Annotated in this window: 11 protein-coding genes and 2 rRNA genes; 2 read left to right on the forward strand and 11 right to left on the reverse strand. The window is 40.6% G+C overall.

Annotation, left to right across the window (positions count from 1 at the left end; translation table 11 throughout):
* Window positions 1-11: 11 nt before the first annotated feature.
* The 8 genes from smc to RK02_RS07330 all read right to left on the reverse strand — a co-directional run bounded on the left by smc (window position 12) and on the right by RK02_RS07330 (window position 10,994).
* Complete coding sequence (smc, locus tag RK02_RS07295; RefSeq protein WP_016183616.1) at window positions 12-3,599, reverse strand: chromosome segregation protein SMC; 3,588 nt, start codon at window positions 3,597-3,599, stop codon at window positions 12-14.
* Window positions 3,600-3,612: 13 nt separating this feature from the next.
* The gene (rnc, locus tag RK02_RS07300) at window positions 3,613-4,305 is read right to left on the reverse strand and encodes a ribonuclease III (protein WP_016183617.1); all 693 of its coding nucleotides are present in this window, start codon (window positions 4,303-4,305) and stop codon (window positions 3,613-3,615) included.
* Between the two features lie 220 nt (window positions 4,306-4,525).
* The gene (locus tag RK02_RS07305; protein WP_016183618.1) at window positions 4,526-5,068 is read right to left on the reverse strand and encodes an NADPH-dependent FMN reductase; all 543 of its coding nucleotides are present in this window, start codon (window positions 5,066-5,068) and stop codon (window positions 4,526-4,528) included.
* A gap of 190 nt (window positions 5,069-5,258) precedes the next feature.
* Window positions 5,259-5,501, reverse strand: a complete 243-nt coding sequence (acpP, locus tag RK02_RS07310; RefSeq protein WP_016183619.1) for an acyl carrier protein — start codon at window positions 5,499-5,501, stop codon at window positions 5,259-5,261.
* A 118-nt stretch (window positions 5,502-5,619) separates the two neighbouring features.
* Entirely contained in the window at window positions 5,620-6,615 is a 996-nt protein-coding gene (gene plsX / locus RK02_RS07315) for a phosphate acyltransferase PlsX (RefSeq protein WP_016183620.1), read from the reverse strand.
* A 163-nt stretch (window positions 6,616-6,778) separates the two neighbouring features.
* On the reverse strand, window positions 6,779-8,812 hold the full coding sequence (recG, locus tag RK02_RS07320; protein WP_016183621.1) for an ATP-dependent DNA helicase RecG: 2,034 nt from the start codon (window positions 8,810-8,812) through the stop codon (window positions 6,779-6,781).
* 103 nt (window positions 8,813-8,915) lie between these two features.
* Entirely contained in the window at window positions 8,916-10,592 is a 1,677-nt protein-coding gene (locus RK02_RS07325) for a DAK2 domain-containing protein (protein WP_016183622.1), read from the reverse strand.
* A gap of 39 nt (window positions 10,593-10,631) precedes the next feature.
* Window positions 10,632-10,994, reverse strand: a complete 363-nt coding sequence (locus RK02_RS07330) for an Asp23/Gls24 family envelope stress response protein (RefSeq protein ID WP_016183623.1) — start codon at window positions 10,992-10,994, stop codon at window positions 10,632-10,634.
* 270 nt (window positions 10,995-11,264) lie between these two features.
* Between RK02_RS07330 and rpmB the strand changes: the two genes are divergently transcribed.
* A complete protein-coding gene (gene rpmB, locus RK02_RS07335) occupies window positions 11,265-11,453 on the forward strand; it encodes a 50S ribosomal protein L28 (RefSeq protein WP_016183624.1) in 189 nt (62 codons plus the stop codon).
* A 114-nt stretch (window positions 11,454-11,567) separates the two neighbouring features.
* Complete coding sequence (locus RK02_RS07340) at window positions 11,568-14,192, forward strand: YfhO family protein (protein WP_016183625.1); 2,625 nt, start codon at window positions 11,568-11,570, stop codon at window positions 14,190-14,192.
* A gap of 56 nt (window positions 14,193-14,248) precedes the next feature.
* Here RK02_RS07340 and truA read toward each other — a convergent pair whose 3' ends face one another.
* The 3 genes from truA to RK02_RS07360 form a co-directional block, all read right to left on the reverse strand.
* A complete protein-coding gene (truA, locus tag RK02_RS07345) occupies window positions 14,249-15,004 on the reverse strand; it encodes a tRNA pseudouridine(38-40) synthase TruA (protein ID WP_018451639.1) in 756 nt (251 codons plus the stop codon).
* Window positions 15,005-15,937: 933 nt separating this feature from the next.
* Window positions 15,938-16,053 (reverse strand): 5S ribosomal RNA (rrf, locus tag RK02_RS07355).
* Between the two features lie 70 nt (window positions 16,054-16,123).
* Window positions 16,124-19,014: ribosomal RNA gene (locus tag RK02_RS07360) — 23S ribosomal RNA — on the reverse strand.

Genomic DNA, 19,014 nt, shown 5'->3' on the forward strand with positions numbered 1-19,014 from the left:
AAAAATTCCCCCTACTTTGTTGTATCTTGACGGTGAATATTCCCACCTTCTGTGATTTCTTCTAAGCGAACAGAAATCACCTTCGATACGCCAGATTCTTCCATCGTTACCCCATATAATACATCAGCTGCTTCCATCGTTCCTTTGCGGTGAGTAACGACGATAAATTGGGTATCCTCTTGATAACTTTGTAAATATTTACCAAAACGTAATACATTGGCTTCATCTAAGGCCGCCTCAACCTCATCAAGGACACAAAACGGAACTGGCCGCACTTGAATAATTGAAAATAGTAAGGCAATTGCGGTTAAAGTCCGTTCCCCACCAGAAAGCAGGTTCAGATTTTTTAAGCGTTTGCCTGGTGGTTGGGCCTCGATTTCAATACCAGTGTGTAATAAATCGTTAGGATCAGTTAGATATAATCTTGCCCGTCCACCACCAAACATATTTGGAAAAACCTGCTCAAATTGGTGGGCAATCTCATCAAAGACTTCTTTAAAACGAGTTTGGACTTCTTGATCCATTTCATCCATCGTTTCAAATAATTGGGCTTTGGCTTGTAATAAATCATCTCTTTGCCCACTTAAAAAGCTATGGCGTTCATGAACCTGGCTATATTGCTCAATAGCCTCTAAATTAATTGGGCCTAATTGTTCAATCTCTTTTTTCAAGGTATAAATTTCTTCTTTGGCCTGATCTAAGTCAGTTAAAGTAATGGCTTGCGCACAAGCGGCCTCAAAGGTTAATTTATACTCTTCTTGTAAGTAAGCTAATCGATTGTCCAATAAGATTTCTGAACGATTGAGCTCAACTTCGATACGCGTGATTGCTGCCATTTTGGCCTTTTGTTCTTGGTTTAACTGAGTGGCTTGCTCATCTAAGCGAGTAATGTCACCTTGTGTTTGATAACGTTGTTCACGCGTTGCTTGCATTTTTTCTTGCATCGCTAGCTTATGCTCATTTAATTGCGTAACCTGCTTTTCTAATGATTCTTCATCTAAGCCATGATCATAAACATCAGCATCCAAGCTGGCTAAGTGCTGTTTCAGCTGCTCTTGGCGTTGAGTTGCTTCTTCTAAGGCCAGCTTGTTAGCAGTAAAGCGATCCTTTAAATGCGCGATTTGTTCCTTCGCTACGGCAAATTGTTCATTTTGCTTAGCCAATAACTCTTGATAATGCACCCTTTTTTCTTCAATGACATCAGCCTGCGTATTTAAATGCTCCATCTCTGCCTGAATTTTACTTAATGTACTATTTAAGGTTTGTAGCTGCGCAGTTTTGGTTTGCAACTGGCTATCATAATCAGCTAGTAGCGTATTCAAGGCCGCATTTTCACTTTCAAAGCTGGCTTGTTCTTGCTGCAAGCGTTGTAAGAGTGCTTGCTGACTATCGACTTGGTGTTGGGTGGTTTGTACTTCAAGACGCAATTGTTCCAAGTGTTGACGTTGCTGTTCAATACTTTGCCGTTGCGCTTCTAGAGCCTTGGTTAGTTGTGCTACTTGATTTTCAGCCTGAAGTAATTTCTCTTGAGTGGCTTGCTCTTTTTCGATTAATTGCGTAAGTTCCCCTTGATGACCCAATAAACTCGCTTGGTTGCCTTTTTTATTTGCACCCCCGGTCATTGATCCCCCCGCATTCATCACATCGCCTTCTAAAGAAACGACTCGATAGCGATATTGTAAGGCTTTGGCAATCTGGTTGGCACTAGCCAAATCTTCAGCAATCAAGGTTGTGCCTAGTAAGTTTTCAACAATGGCGGTAATCTCGTCGTTATGGCGCACCAGATTACTTGCCACGCCTATAAAGCCGGTCATCGTTTGTAGTTGCTGTTCGGTATACTCAGGTAGTTTGCGAGGCTGAATCGTACTCAATGGTAAAAAGGTTGCCCGCCCTGCACGATTTTGTTTTAAGAAAGTAATGCCTTTACGACCAGCTGCTTCATCTTGAACGATAATATGTTGGGCACTCGCTCCTAAGGCTGTTTCAATAGCCAAGGCATACAGTCTATCGACCTCAATTAGCTCGGCAACCGCACCTAAAATACCTCCAAGCTGAGCTTTATGTTGTAAAACCTGCCGAACCCCTTGGTAAAAGCCAGTATAATTCTCTTGTAAATCCTGCAAGGTTTTACGTCTGGCCTTAATTTGCTGAGATTCATTCATCAAATGATACATCATTTGTTGGGCTTTTTTTAATTGCTCTTGTAACTGATGCTCACGTGTTTTTTGGGCATTCACTGCTGCTTGATACTGATCAATGCTTTCATTTTGCTCAGCTAATTGTTGCATGAATGCTTGTTTTTGACTGTTCGCTTGAGCTAGTTGACTGCTTAGCGCTGATTGCTGCGAAAGCGTCGCCTCATTTTTTTGTAAATCTTGCTCTTTTTGACGTTGAATATACTTTAAATCATTATTGAGATTGGTTTGTTCTTGTAGTTTTTCAACATATTGATGGCGCAGCTCTTCAATAATTTCCTTAGTCGAGCGTTGATATTTTTGCAGCATTTCTTTTGTCTGCGCAATCGCTTTTTCCAACTCTTGATACGTTTGATTCTTCTGCGATAGCTCAGTAATTAATTGTTGTTGATAGCTTTCTAACTGTTCAAGCTGATTTTCAACCTGAATTAAGTTTTCTTGGTATTCTTGGGCACTCTTTTGGGTATTTTTAGACCGCTCCTGTAATACCGCTTTTTTCCCTTCCGCTTGCTTTAAGGCTTCTACCAGATGTAAATGTTGTTGGTTCAACTCTTCTAGACCTTCATCAAGCTGGCTACGTTTTTGACGTAACTCAACTAATTGATTTTCAGTTTGATTCAGCTTAGTCGATAACTGGGCTAAAACACTCTGTAAATCAGCTAATTGACCCTTTTCTTCTTCCCAGCTTACCTTAGCTTTTTTCATCTCTTCCACAACAAAAGCCACATCCACCTTGGTTAGCTGTTCTTTTAAGGTCAAGTAACGTTGGGCTTTATCGCGTTGTTTAGCTAAAGGTTGTAGCTGTTCATTTAACTCATAGATAATATCTTCTAACCGATTGAGATTATCCTCGGTTTCAAATAATTTTTGCTCCGCTTGCTTTTTACGTTGCTTATATTTTAAAACCCCAGCAGCCTCTTCAAAAATGCCTCGACGATCTTCAGCCTTGCTACTAAAAATCGCTTCAACCTTTCCTTGGGAGATAATCGAAAACGATTCTCGCCCCAAGCCAGAATCCATAAACAATTCTTGAATATCTCGCAAGCGACAATGCTGTTTATTTAAATAGAATTCACTTTCGCCTGAGCGATATAAGCGTCTAGTCACACTCACTTCAGCATAATCTAAAGGCAGATAACGATCCGTATTATCTAAAACCATCGTAACTTCTGCAACATTCAAAGGCTTTCTGGTATCTGAACCAGCAAAAATAATATCTGGCATCTTGCCACCGCGCAAGTTTTTAGCTGATTGTTCACCTAGCACCCAACGAATTGCCTCGGTGGTATTACTCTTGCCACTACCATTAGGCCCAACGATAGCTGTCACATTTTTTTCAAAATGAATGACGGTTCGATTGGCAAAGGATTTGAATCCTGAAATTTCAATCCGTTTTAAATACACATTTTTTCCTCACTTACTTTTCTAATCGTTGTAAAGCATCTGATGCCGCCGCTTGTTCAGCCATTTTTTTAGAACGACCAGTTCCTTGACCGATTAACACTTCGTCACAGTAAACTTCAGTCCAAAAATGACGATCATGGGCGGGGCCTTCTTCTTTGACTAGGCGATAATCAATATTAACATCGCCAGCTTTTTGTAATACCTCTTGTAAACGTGTTTTATGATCCATCTCATGTGAAAAAGCACCTGCAATTACTTTTGGAAAAATTACCTGAGCTAAAAAGCCTTCAACAACTTCTAATCCTTGGTCTAAATAAACCGCGCCTAAAAATGATTCAAATAAATCGCAAAGTAAAGAAGCGCGTTTTCGACCACCAGAGTTTTCTTCTCCTTTACCTAAACGGATAAATTGGTCGAATTCACACTCTTTTGCAAAGCTAGCTAATGAATCTTCTCGAACAATTGCTGCACGTAGCTTGGTTAATTTTCCTTCTGAAACATTGGGATAAGTTTGAAATAGAAAACGTGAAACCAATAATTCCAACACCGCATCACCTAAAAACTCCAAACGTTCATTATCAGAGATGTGTAAATTGCGATGCTCATTCACATAAGACGAATGTGTAAAAGCCTGCTCTAATAGGCTGATGTTATTAAATATAATTTGATAGTTTTCTTTTAGATTTGCTATCAGTCGATGTTCCATTATCAACATTCCTTTGTTTTAGATTGTATAAAAGACATACATTCTTATTATACTTGTTTTCATACCAATTTTAAAGCATAGAAATTGGCGAATATTCCATCCGAACAATCAACAAAAAAACTGAAACAAAGGCAGTAGCTTAGCTAAGCATAAAAAGCAGGCTACCTTCTTTGTTTCAGTTTTGTGTTTTAAAAATTATTGGCTAAAAATAGCACTCAAATTATAAAGCAGCTAATAAATCTTCAGCTTGTTTAGCTAATTTAGCTTGTACTTCATCAGTTAAGACTAATTCGCCAGTGGCCCAAGCTTCATCATTCACACGAGAGCCAGTAAATTCACCAGCAGCTTTGGTACGGATGAATGGTAATAATGCTTGGTATGCTTCGAATAATTGTTCATGTCCTCCATTAGCTACTGAAGAAACAGTTACTACTTTGTCTTGTAAAGCAGATGGACCAGTTGGATCGGATAAGTCTAATGCACGGCTAGCCCAGTCTAATAAGTTTTTCACTGGTCCAGGAATTGCAAAGTTGTAGATTGGTGAGAAAATCCAGATAGCATCAGCTGCTTGAATGGCTTCGCGAACCTTAGCAACAGATGGTAATACTGGTGTTTCTAAGTCTTGATTAAACACTGGTACTTCTTTGTAATCTAAATATGTAACGTTTGCTTTACCGGCTAAGGCTTGTTCTGCTTTAGCTGCTAATTGATGGTTAAATGATCCTTCACGTAAAGAACCTACGATAAATAAAATGTTTTTCATATGTATGTATTTCCTTTCAACTAAGTATGGTGTTATTCTAGCTTAAAGCAAGTAAAAACACAATCAACTTGCTCACACTAGCTAGATAGTAATGATAGAAAAAATCTATCAGTAAGTTGTCAAAAAACTGTAGAAAAACAGCTTATAATTCATCGCTATTTTCTACAGTTTACTATCCTTTATTCATCAATTAAGCTAAGTGATTGGTAATATAATCTACCGCTGCACCGACAGTTTCGATTTGTTCTGCATCCTCATCTGAGATTTCAGTACCGAATGCTTCTTCTAAGTCTAAAACAAATTCCATCACGGAAATAGAGTCAGCATTTAAATCATTTTTGATATTTGTTTGATCTGTTACCTCTTGTTCTTCAATGTCAAAGTGAGAACCGATAATTTGTGCAACTTTTGTAAATACTTCATCACGGGTCACTCGCATTCACCTCCAAGTTTGGGACTTATTCTATATAGTCATTCTTAATTTTACTGATAAGCAAGCGTTTTGTCTAGTATTTTTTCATTTCTATGACAAAGATTGCATCAGCGTAACATTAGCGTTCGCCTTCAAAATGAGCGACTAGTTGATTAACGACATCTGAAGCGAGCATAGTATGAATTTGACGAATGGTTGCAGCAACGGCATCAGCTTTCGCTGCCCCATGTGTTTTAATCACAGGTGCCTTTAAGCCAAATAAAACAGCTCCGCCATGTTTCGCATAATCCATCTGCTCTTTCAAATCAGATAAACCATCCTTTAATAATAAAGCACCTACTTTACCCTTGATTCCCGAAGATAAAATCGCTTGTTTTAGTAATTTCATCATTCCAAGAGCTGTACCTTCGATTGATTTTAAGACAGCATTCCCTGTAAAACCATCTGTTACCACAACATCTGCTCGGCCCTCTAACAACTCACGCGCTTCCACGTTACCGATGAAATGAATTTCTTCATTGGCTTGTAATAACTCGAAGGCCTTTTTAGAAAGCTCGTTTCCTTTGCTTTCTTCCGTTCCATTATTTAATAGACCGACTTTAGGTTGCGCAATTTTGCGAACATTTTTCGCATAGTAAGAACCCAAAATCGCATATTGTAATAGATGTTCAGGCTTGTTTTCAGCATTAGCCCCTAAATCAAGCATGTCAAACCCTTTCTCTGTACCAATTACCGGTAAAGTAGACATCAAGCCTGGGCGTTCAATGCCTTTAATCCGACCAACAATAAATAAGCCGGCTGCTAATAATGCCCCAGTATTTCCTGCTGAAAATAAGGCATCTGCGCTTCCATCTTTTACCGCCTGAGCAGCTAGAACCATTGAGGCTTGTTTTTTACGACGGATTGCTTTAACTGGTTCATCCTCACTGTTGATTTTTTCATCGGTATGAATGATTGTAATATTTGTTTCATCGGTTAAATATTTTCTAATTTCGGCTTCTTTTCCGTATAATTGAAATTCAATCTCCGGAAACTCTTTTTTAGCCAGCATAACTCCTTCTACCATCGCTTGAGGTGCAAAATCTCCCCCCATTGCATCTACAGCAATTCGCATGATCTACACTTCCTTTAATATAATTATTCTGTCTTTATAAAAATTCATCACTAATGATTGATTGGATAACCTCAGTCTAATGAATGCTAGTGTTTGATTGCTGAATGAAACGACAAATTCAACAAATCAACCTTCATTATGATAACTCAATTTGTCCTTAAACTCAATCAAAGAACCGTTCATTCGGTTGAACTGCATTGATGTATGCTTGAATCGGTGCATATTCAGGTAACACTTGCCAATCATTAATTTGCCAAATTGCTTGGGCTTCTTGTTGTGCTACCTCTAAAATATGAGCATCATTGACGATGTCAGCAAAACCAAATAAAGGAATCCCCGATTGACGTTGCCCAAAAACCTCCCCCGGTCCACGCAAGGCCAAATCTTTTTCACTAAGCACAAAACCATTATTGGTTTCCGTCATGATTTTCATGCGCTCTTTGCCCATTTCATTTTTAGGGTTGGCTAATAAAATACAATAAGAAGCTTGCGAACCTCGACCGACGCGACCACGTAACTGATGGAGCTGAGCTAGCCCAAAGCGATCGGCATCGATGATAAGCATAATCGTCGCATTAGGGACGTTCACGCCAACCTCGATTACCGTGGTGGAAACTAAAATTTGCAGTTCTTTTTCTTTAAACTGTTGCATGATTGCTTCTTTTTCGGCGTTTTTCATTCGGCCATGTAACAGTCCTACCTGATAAGTAGGATCATAAAATTGACTCAGTTCATGATAGATTTTCAGCGCATTTTCGACATCCAGGGCTTCGGATTCTTCAATCAAGGGACAGATAACATACATCTGGTGACCTTTGGCTAATTCACTTTTGGCCCAATCTAAGGTTGCTGTTAGTTGTTTTGGCAAGACCCAGCGTGTTTCAATCGGAATACGGCCAGCTGGTAATTCATCAATGATTGACACATCCATTTCACCATAAGCTGTAATCGCTAGGGTTCTTGGAATCGGTGTGGCGGTCATAAATAGGACATCTGGTCGCCAACCTTTTTCACGCAAAATTTTCCGTTGATTCACCCCAAAACGATGCTGTTCATCGGTAATGACTAACCCTAAATGAGAAAAATCAACCTCATCTTGAATTAAAGCATGCGTACCCACAATGATATCTATTTCGCCGGCTTTTAATTGTGGCAATAGCTGCTCGCGCTCTTTGGCTTTAGTGGAGCCAGTGAGTAGAGCTATCTTCACTGGGGTATTGGCAAACAATTGTTGTAGACTTTGATAATGCTGTTGAGCTAAAATTTCAGTTGGTACCATTAACGCACTTTGAAAGCCAGCTGTTACCGCTGCATACATACAAATAGCAGCAACCACCGTTTTTCCACTACCAACATCCCCTTGTAAGAGACGCTGCATATGCTTTTTGCTCAGCATATCGCGACAAATCTCATTAGTCACTCGTTTTTGCGCAGCTGTTAACTCAAATGGCAATTGCGCAATGAAGGCTTTTAGCTTATCGTTATCGTAAGCTAACATCAAGCCATGCTTTTCGGATTTTTCCGCGTATTTTAGCCCTTGAATTTGCATTTGAAAAATAAAAAATTCCTCAAAAATAATGCGTCGTTTGGCCTGATGATGTGCTTGCATATCTTTAGGAAAGTGCATCGCATAAATCGCCTCTTTGCGTGAAAGCAGCCGATATTTTTGCAATAAGGACTGGGGTAAATTTTCTTCAATCCAATCACCATATTTTTCTAAAGCGGCTTTAATCAATTGAATGAGCGTTGTTTGGCGAATAGATTTATTTACATGATAAATCGGAGCAAATTCTTCTTGTTGACCACTGCTTAAGATTTTCATACCAGTCAAACTTTTTTTCTTGGCATCCCATTTACCATAAACCGCAATTTCTTCAGATAAGATAATTTTTTCTTTTAAAAAAGGCTGATTAAAAAAGCTAACTTGAAATACATCATGCTCTTGCATCATCCGAAACTGTAAGCGCGATTTTTTATAGCCAAATCGACTGAGCACAGCTGGTGATACCACAATCCCTCTCAAGGTGACTTTTTCTTGATCTTGAATTTCCGTTAAGGCGCGCGCCTTGATATCTTCATAGCGAAATGGATAATGCGTCAGAAGCTGTTCAATCGTAGTTATCCCTAGAGACTGTAAACTTTCTGCACGTTTAGCCCCAACACCAGGCAAATTTGTCACTGCATCACTTAGCTGCACAAGCAATCCTCCTTTTATTCTCGCTTAGAAATGAAAGAAGTGGAAATCTCAAAAGCGCTCAGACTTTTGACAATTCCACCTCATCCTTTTCAATCATTAGATTTTATTCAGCTGAAAATAGATATGGATAAACCGGTTGATCCCCTTGATGAATTTCAACTTCTAATTCGTCATTTATCGCCAACAAGGCTGCTTCAATTTCTTCAGCTTGAGCTTGGCTACCTTCTTCACCAATGATAATTGTTACGATTTCTGTATCCTCATTCATCATCGCTTTTAGCGTATCTAAAGCTACCGTCAATGAATCTGGTTTTGAGACAACAATCTTGCCATCAACCATGCCTAAAAAGTCGCCTTCAGTAATTTCGATGCCGTCAATATTGGTATCGCGGATGGCATGTGTCATCGAACCACTAACCACGCTTGCTAACATTTCAGTCATTGCTTCTTGATTGGCCTTCAAGCTTTCTTCTGGGTTAAAGGCTAATAAAGCCGCCATCCCTTGAGAAATTGTCTTACTTGGAACGACTGCTACTGGAATCTCAGCAACCTCAGCAGCTTGTTCAGCAGCCATGAAGATATTTTTGTTATTTGGTAAAACAATCACTTGATCAGCATTGATAGCTTTAATTGCGGTTAAAATATCTTCTGTACTTGGATTCATGGTTTGGCCACCGCTAATGACATAGCTTGCCCCCATGCTCTTGAACAGTTCTTTAACCCCGTCACCGGCAGCAATGGCTACCACGCCAAATGGAATGCGTGGTTTTGGTGCTGCTTTTGCTTGGGAAGCGTCATGTTCTAAAATGGTTTCGTGCTGTAAGCGCATGTTATCCACTTTCACTTTAATCAATGAACCAAATTTTTGGCCATAATTCATGACTTCCCCTGGATGTTCGGTGTGGACATGGACTTTAATAATTTCATCGTCATTAACGACTAATAAAGAATCCCCTAATTCATTTAAATAATTACGGAAAGTATCATAATCAAAGGTACTATCTACAGTTGGACCTTCGCCAATTTTTACCATGATTTCTGTACAATAGCCGAACTGAATGTCTTCAGTCGCAAGCTGACCTTGTACTGAACGCTCATGTTCAGCATTGACCATTTGATCCATTGAAGCCAGACTTAATTGGAAGCTCTCATCTTCTTCGTATTCACCAGTTAATGCCTTTAAAAAGCCTTCATAAACGAAAAGTAAACCTTGACCACCACTATCTACTACGCCAACTTCTTTTAAGACTGGCAATAAATCTGGTGTCTTATCTAAAGCACGTTTTGCCCCTTTTACTACCGCTTGCATCACGGCAATACAATCGTCCGTTTCTTTAGCCTTGCGTTCACCGAATTCTGCACCAATACGAGCAACCGTTAAAATGGTTCCTTCAACCGGCTTCATCACTGCTTTATAGGCTGTATTTACCCCGTTTGTAAAAGCATGCGATAATTGTTCTGCATTTAAGCTTTCAAAATCAACAATTGACTTACCAAATCCACGGAATAACTGGGATAAGATAACCCCTGAATTCCCACGAGCGCCCATCAATAAGCCTTTAGAAAGACTACGAGCTAATTCACCCACGTGTTCGCTAGCTGATTCACTTACCGCTTTAGCGCCTGATGTCATCGTTAGATTCATATTGGTTCCAGTATCCCCATCAGGAACTGGGAAAACATTTAGCGAGTTTACATATTCTGCATTTACTTGTAGACGAGTTGCCCCAGCTTGCACCATCTCTTGGAACTTGCTAGCGCGAATATTCGTTACTGTCACTGATAAAATCCTCCTTGAATAATTTGTCCGATTAACGGTCTACTCAGGTAATACGCGCACTCCTTGAACAAATACGTTCACTGAATTAGCGGTTACCCCTAACATTGTCTCTAAGTTATATTTCACTTTTTCTTGGACATTCCGTGATACTTCTGAAATTTTCGTGCCATAACTAACAATTGTATACACATCGACAGCAATGCCATTGTCCTCTTGGCGAACAACGACCCCTTTGGCATAGTTTTCTTTACGTAAAATTTCATTAATATTGTCTTTAATTTGCTTTTTGCTTGCCATGCCCACAATTCCAAATACGTCTGTTGCAGCTCCACCTACAACTGTCGCAATGACCTCATTTGTCATTTCAATCATTCCGTTTTGTGTTTTCATTTTCACAGCCATAATATAGCCTCCTTAATATATGGACATTTTTCCTAATTCTACATGAAACTATTTTATCATAGCTAGTAATTAATGAAAAGGTAATGCATAACTGAAAATCGGTTATTTTCCGATTTTCTCTAGTTTAACCTTGTATAATTTACAATGTTTGACAAAAAAAGTCAATAAAATATCATTTTTTCTCTTGCATTTATAGAATAATTATGATAAATTGATTTGGTATGAGACGAAATAATCGCTCCAACATCAAGGCAAAGGAGGAAACAACACATGGCAAAAGTTTGCTACTTTACAGGTCGTAAAACTAGAAGTGGAAACAACCGTTCACACGCAATGAACGCTACAAAACGTACAGTTAAACCTAACTTACAAAAAGTTCGTGTATTAATTGATGGCAAACCTCAAAAAGTTTGGGTATCAACTCGTGCTTTGAAATCTGGAAAAGTTGAGCGAGTTTAATTAATAACGAAATTTCCAAGACCAAGACATTTTGTTTTGGTCTTTTTTTTGTTTTGGTTCCATAGGGATTGTGCTAAAATAGAGCCAGCATCTTTACATAGAAAGGAATTATTTATGCTGAAAAAACGTTCAATTTTAAGCCTTGAACAAAAAGAGTGGCTTGAATTTCATTGGATTTATTTATTGTTAAGCTTTATGCTGCCAGTAATAATCATGATGGTGGTCTATTTGCTCAATGGGATTTACCCCGGAAGTGAGCGTAGCGTTTTAGCCAGCGATGCTTTTTCACAATTTTCTAATTTTCATGCTAGTTTTAGAAATATGCTTTTAGGCAAGCAGGGCCTTTTTTATAGTTGGCAGGCCTCGATTGGTTTAAATTATCTCGCGCTAGCTGCTTACTATCTTGGAGGTATTTTTACCCCTCTCGTTTTATTTTTTCCCAACCAGTTGATGCCGGATGCATTGTTCTTTTTAACCTTGATAAAGATTGGTGCGATGGGCTTGAGCTTTTTTGTATTTGCCTATCACTCCTATCGAAAATTACAGCACTTAGAAAAGTTAGCACTTGCTACTTGCTATGCTTTACTTTCTTTTGCTATTGCCCATTCAGAAATCATCATGTGGTTAGATGCTTTCATCTATCTACCCTTAATTATTCTAGGAATTAATCGTGTCATTGAAAAGCAACGATATAAAACTTTATTCTTTAGTTATTTTTTACTATTTATTTCGAATTTTTATATGGCCTTTATGATCGGTGTTTTCTCCGTATTATATTTCTTTGCCCAACTATTGATTCGTTTTAAAGCGACAAAAAAAGCCATCATCCCTTATTTTGTGACGGCCTTTTTAAGTGGTGGGGCTTCGATGTTTATCGTTTTGCCGACCGTTATGGATTTACGCACTAATGGTGAAACCTTATCAACATTTACCAAGCTTAAAACCGAAGCAACGGGTTGGCTGGATTTAATTATGAAGAACTTCATCGGTGTTTATGATGGGACAAAATACGGATCAATTCCTTTTATATTTGTCGGTGTACTCAGTCTATACCTATGTCTACTCTATTTTGTTTCTTTAAAGGTAAATTGGCGAAACAAGCTCGCATATGGCGCTATTTTTGCTATTTTGATTGCTAGCTTTTACTTACAGCCGTTAAATTTATTTTGGCATGGTTTTCACGCACCCAATATGTTTTTATTTCGCTATGCCTTTTTATTTTCTTTCTTAGTTTTATATTTAGCCGGCTATGGTTTAGAACTCGCCTTTGAAACAAAACCAATGCTAAAAATAAGTCTTGGTGTAGGCTTGCTAGCCATTTTTAGCTTAAGCTATCTTTTCAAACCAGCAAGCAGCTACACTTATGTCAGCCAAATATCTTTATTCGCTACCATACTCTTTTTAGCTGCGTATAGTCTTTTACTTGCTTTAAGCCAAACAAGTAAGCGACATTACATCTCCGTACTCTTACTGCTCTTTGTTATTGGTGAAATGGGGATTAACAGTTATCAAATGATCAAAGGCATTCGTGAAGACTGGGTCTATGCTTCGCGTATTTTATATACCGGCCCTTATGAAGACATCGCCACCTTGGTAGATAGTACCAAAAAGGCCAACAACTCTTTCTATCGGCTAGAAAATCTCGATGGCGTATCGGTTAATGATAGCTTCAATTACAACTACGCCGGTATCGGTATGTTTTCTTCTATGCGTAATCGCCATGCTTCAAGCCTACTTCATCAATTAGGTTTTCAATCAAGAGGCACCAATTTAAATTTACGCTACCAAAACAATACGCTTTTAATGGATAGCTTGTTTGATGTAAAATACAATATTGCTACTCAGGATATAGAAAAATACGGTTTTCAACAAATAGAAAGTGCCAATCAATATCAACTATTTGAAAATACCAATGCTTTAGGTTTAGGTTTGCTGACTGATCCAACCATTTTTAATGTACAATTACCAGAAAATGATAACTTAACTAGTCAAACCAATTTATTTAATGCCTTGGCCAAGCAAAATAATCGTTACTATCAATTTATGGTACCTAAGATGGTGCAAAAATCGCATAGCCAGGTCGATGAAAATGGTAGCATCACTACCTTTACACAGGAAAGTGCCAATCTGGAACAGACCATTACTTGGGAAATAACCCTGCCTAAAAATTCTCAAGCCTATCTGAGTCTATTTCCATTTGATTTTGCTAAAATTGGCACTTCAAAAGTAACTATCGATGTTAATGGACAAAAACGAACAACCCAAATAGATATTAACGGACAATACTATAATCTCGGCAACTATTCAAAGTCTACCAAGCTACGATTTACGACTAGCTTTAGCGGTGAAAAAGAAATTAAATTGATTGCCCCTAAAATCTTAATCTTAGATACGCAAGCTTTTCAAAAAGCGGTCAATCAGCTAAAAACACAAACTGTTCAATTTAAAACCAAAGGACATTTAGCAACCGCTCAATTTAATGCCAAAACAGAGCAGGTGCTATTTACCACCATTGCCTATGATAAAGGCTGGCATGCCTATATCGATGGTAAAAAGACGTCAATTACTGCTTTTAAAGAGGGATTACTAGCTATTAAGGTCCCTAAAGGCAAACACCATTTAGTGCTGAAATACTATCCACCGGGCCTATTCTTAGGATGTACTTTAAGCATTAGTAGTGGCTTACTATTTTTCGTCTTTTATCGCTATCAACGCAAAAAGCTTAGTCAACAGCTCTAGACTGTTGACTAAGCTTTTTTTGATATACTGATTCCTTAAATATTTATAATAGCGATTTATTCACTGACAGGTGCATACTTGACCTCTTTTAAATATAGCCCTTCTGGATGAGCAGTCGGCCCGGCTAACTGACGATTTTTGGCTGCAATAATCTTTGGAATAGCATCCACAGGCATACGATCATTGCCAATTTTCAACAAAGTGCCCACCATAATACGAATCATTTTATATAAAAAACCGTCCCCACGAAAGGTAAAAACTAAATCGCCATTTTCCTGATCATATCTTAAGCTTGCCTCATATACTGTACGTACCTTATCTTCTACTGAGCTGCCTGTCGCACAAAAGGAAGTAAAATCATGCGTCCCTAAAAAATCCGGTAAGGCTTGCTCAATTTTCTCAATGGATAAAGGATAAGCATAATATGCTGCATAATGTCGGCGAAACGGACTTCGTGGCTTTTGAATTTGTAGTCGATATTCGTAGGTTTTTTCTATCACATCATATCTCGCATGAAATTCACTGGAAACTCGTTCTACTTTAATCACCGCAATATCTTCAGGACTTTGGGTATCCAATGCAAACCGCATCTTTTCTAAATCACGGGCATGGGGAAAATCAAAATGGATGACCTGTCCTAGTGCATGCACACCAGCATCTGTTCGCCCAGAACCATGAACAATGATTGCTTGACCCGCCATTTTAGTCAGCGTTTTTTCCAGTTCTTCTTGAACCGTTCTAGCATTTATTTGACGTTGAAAGCCACTAAAATTAGTACCATCATAAGCGATAATTGCTTTATATCGTATCATTAATTTCATTCAATCCTTTAATCTATTTTTCACTCTCAATTTAACATCTCAGCTTTTTTGGCATACATAAAAGCTGAGGCTTTACACTTGGCTAGCTTATCATGTTTTTTCTATCACCGTCAAGCTTAGCCTGTCTGGTAAGGAAAATCTTTAAAACCACGGATTTTTCTGCCATACTGTGCTTATTTGCACGGAGTTAAGCGACTCGCTTCACATCCTTATTGTAATCAGTGTTTTGTAAGTAGCTACTTCATCAAATAAGCCGTTCTGTCAGTAAAATCTTTAAAACGATGGATTTTATTGCCAGAACGGAACTTATTTGCTCGTAGCTGGCGACTTACAAAACATCCTTAGTGTAATCTGTGTCTAGCAAGTAACTACTCGGAAAATAAGCTAGCGTGGTGTCGAATATTCTCAAAAATAATCGATATTCCACCTCGCTAGTACTTATTTTCTCGTAGTTAACCAACTTGCTAGACATCCTTTATGCAATCTGTGTCTAACGACTAGCTACTCGGAAAATTTGCCTCGTCGTTTGAAAAAATTTTAAAGTCGTCCATTTTTCAACCGGCGAGTAACACTCAAATTTTCTCGTAGCCATGCGAGTCGTTAGACATCCTTTAAACAATCTGTGCTCTGCGACTAGCCTCTCGGCGTATAAGCCAGCATGTCTAGGAAAGTCTTTTAATCTACTTGACTTTCCTGTCATGCTGGAAAGCTTATCCGCTTGCGGCTGACCAGTCACATCACATCCTTGGAGCAATCTGTGTTCAGTAGCTAGACATGCCGAAAATTCGCCTCTCCATTGGGAAAATCTCAACTCTTTTTTGATTTTCTCAATGGAGAGTAACACTCGAATTTTCACATGTCTAAGCAAGCTACTTCACATCTTTTATACAAAAAAAGCTAGCTCAAACGAACTAGCTTTACCTTGCGTGGCGACGTCCTACTCTCACAGGGGGAAACCCCCAACTACAATCGGCGCTAAGAAGCTTAACTTCTGTGTTCGGCATGGGAACAGGTGTATCCTTCTTGCTATCGCCACCACACTTTTTATTGAGTAAATTGCTTCACTCAAAACTGGATTTGAAGATTATCAATCTACCGATTTTTTTGGTTAAGTCCTCGATCGATTAGTATCAGTCCGCTCCATATATCACTATACTTCCACTTCTGACCTATCTACCTGATCATCTCTCAGGGATCTTACTTTCTTAAAGAAATGGGAAATCTCATCTTGAGGTGGGCTTCACACTTAGATGCTTTCAGCGTTTATCCCTTCCCTACATAGCTACCCAGCGATGCCTCTGGCGAGACAACTGGTACACCAGCGGTAAGTCCATCCCGGTCCTCTCGTACTAAGGACAGCTCCTCTCAAATTTCCAACGCCCGCGACGGATAGGGACCGAACTGTCTCACGACGTTCTGAACCCAGCTCGCGTGCCGCTTTAATGGGCGAACAGCCCAACCCTTGGGACCGACTACAGCCCCAGGATGCGACGAGCCGACATCGAGGTGCCAAACCTCCCCGTCGATGTGGACTCTTGGGGGAGATAAGCCTGTTATCCCCAGGGTAGCTTTTATCCGTTGAGCGATGGCCCTTCCATGCGGAACCACCGGATCACTAAGCCCGACTTTCGTCCCTGCTCGAGTTGTAGCTCTCGCAGTCAAGCTCCCTTCTGCCTTTACACTCTTCGAATGATTTCCAACCATTCTGAGGGAACCTTTGGGCGCCTCCGTTACCTTTTAGGAGGCGACCGCCCCAGTCAAACTGCCCATCTGACACTGTCTCCCACCACGATCAGTGGTGCGGGTTAGAGTGGCCATAACGCAAGAGTAGTATCCCACCAGCGCCTCTGCCGAAACTGGCGTCCCGGCTTCTACGGCTCCTACCTATCCTGTACATGCGGTACAGACACTCAATATCAAACTACAGTAAAGCTCCATGGGGTCTTTCCGTCCTGTCGCGGGTAACCTGCATCTTCACAGGTACTAAAATTTCACCGAGTCTCTCGTTGAGACAGTGCCCAAATCGTTACGCCTTTCGTGCGGGTCGGAACTTACCCGACAAGGAATTTCGCTACCTTAGGACCGTTATAGTTACGGCCGCCGTTTACTGGGGCTTCAATTCGTACCTTCGCTTGCGCTAAGCACTCCTCTTAACCTTCCAGCACCGGGCAGGCGTCAGCCCCTATACTTCATCTTACGATTTTGCAGAGACCTGTGTTTTTGATAAACAGTCGCTTGGGCCTATTCACTGCGGCTGCTCATAGAGCAGCACCCCTTCTCCCGAAGTTACGGGGTCATTTTGCCGAGTTCCTTAACGAGAGTTCTCTCGCTCACCTTAGGATTCTCTCCTCAACTACCTGTGTCGGTTTGCGGTACGGGTCGTTGTTTTCTCACTAGAAGCTTTTCTTGGCAGTGTGACATCAGAAGCTCGGTCGATCTTAATCAACCTCCCCATCACAGCTCATCCTTATAGTGACAAGCATTTGACTCATCACAAGACTTACTGCTTAGACAAACTTTTCCAACTGTTTGCTCTTCCTAGCCTCCTGCGTCCCTCCATTGCTCAAACAAAAACAACGAGTACAGGAATATCAACCTGTTGTCCATCGCCTACGCCTGTCGGCCTCGGCTTAGGTCCCGACTAACCCTGGGCGGACGAGCCTTCCCCAGGAAACCTTAGTTATTCGGTGGACAGGATTCTCACCTGTCTTTCGCTACTCATACCGGCATTCTCACTTCTAAGCGCTCCAGCAGTCCTCACGATCTACCTTCAACGCCCTTAGAACGCTCTCCTACCATTGCACCTAAGTGCAATCCACAGCTTCGGTAGTATGTTTAGCCCCGGTACATTTTCGGCGCAGGGTCACTCGACTAGTGAGCTATTACGCACTCTTTAAATGGTGGCTGCTTCTAAGCCAACATCCTAGTTGTCTGTGCAACCCCACATCCTTTTCCACTTAACATACATTTGGGGACCTTAGCTGGTGGTCTGGGCTGTTTCCCTTTCGACTACGGATCTTATCACTCGCAGTCTGACTCCCGGATATAAATGAATGGCATTCGGAGTTTATCTGAATTCGGTAACCCGAGATGGGCCCCTAGTCCAAACAGTGCTCTACCTCCATCATTCTCACTTCCGAGGCTAGCCCTAAAGCTATTTCGGAGAGAACCAGCTATCTCCAAGTTCGTTTGGAATTTCTCCGCTACCCACACCTCATCCAAACACTTTTCAACGTGTCCTGGTTCGGTCCTCCAGTGCGTTTTACCGCACCTTCAACCTGGACATGGGTAGATCACATGGTTTCGGGTCTACGACTACATACTCACTCGCCCTATTCAGACTCGCTTTCGCTACGGCTCCGTCTCTTCAACTTAACCTCGCATGCAATCGTAACTCGCCGGTTCATTCTACAAAAGGCACGCTATCACCCATTAACGGGCTCTAACTTGTTGTAGGCACACGGTTTCAGGTTCTATTTCACTCCCCTCCCGGGGTGCTTTTCACCTTTCCCTCACGGTACTGGTTCACTATCGGTCACTAGGGAGTATTTAGCCTTGGGAGATGGTCCTCCCGGATTCCGACGGAATTCCTCGTGTTCCGCCGTACTCAGGATCCTCCTAGGGGCTTACAACATTTCACCTACGGGGCTTTCACCCTCTTTAGCTGACCTTTCCAAGTCATTCGGCTATCTTGCTTGCTCCCACATCGGAGTCCTACAACCCCAAGATGCAAGCATCTTGGTTTGGGCTGGTCCCGTTTCGCTCGCCGCTACTCAGGGAATCGATTTTTCTTTCTCTTCCTGCAGGTACTTAGATGTTTCAGTTCTCTGCGTCTACCTCCTTTAAGCTATGGATTCACTTAAAGGTAATATCCTATTAAAGATATTGGGTTTCCCCATTCGGAAATCTCCGGATCAAAGCTTACTTACAGCTCCCCGAAGCATATCGGTGTTAGTCCCGTCCTTCATCGGCTCCTAGTGCCAAGGCATCCACCGTGCGCC

The sequence above is a fragment of the Enterococcus columbae DSM 7374 = ATCC 51263 genome, from assembly GCF_000406925.1.
In the GTDB taxonomy this organism is placed as follows: domain Bacteria; phylum Bacillota; class Bacilli; order Lactobacillales; family Enterococcaceae; genus Enterococcus_E; species Enterococcus_E columbae.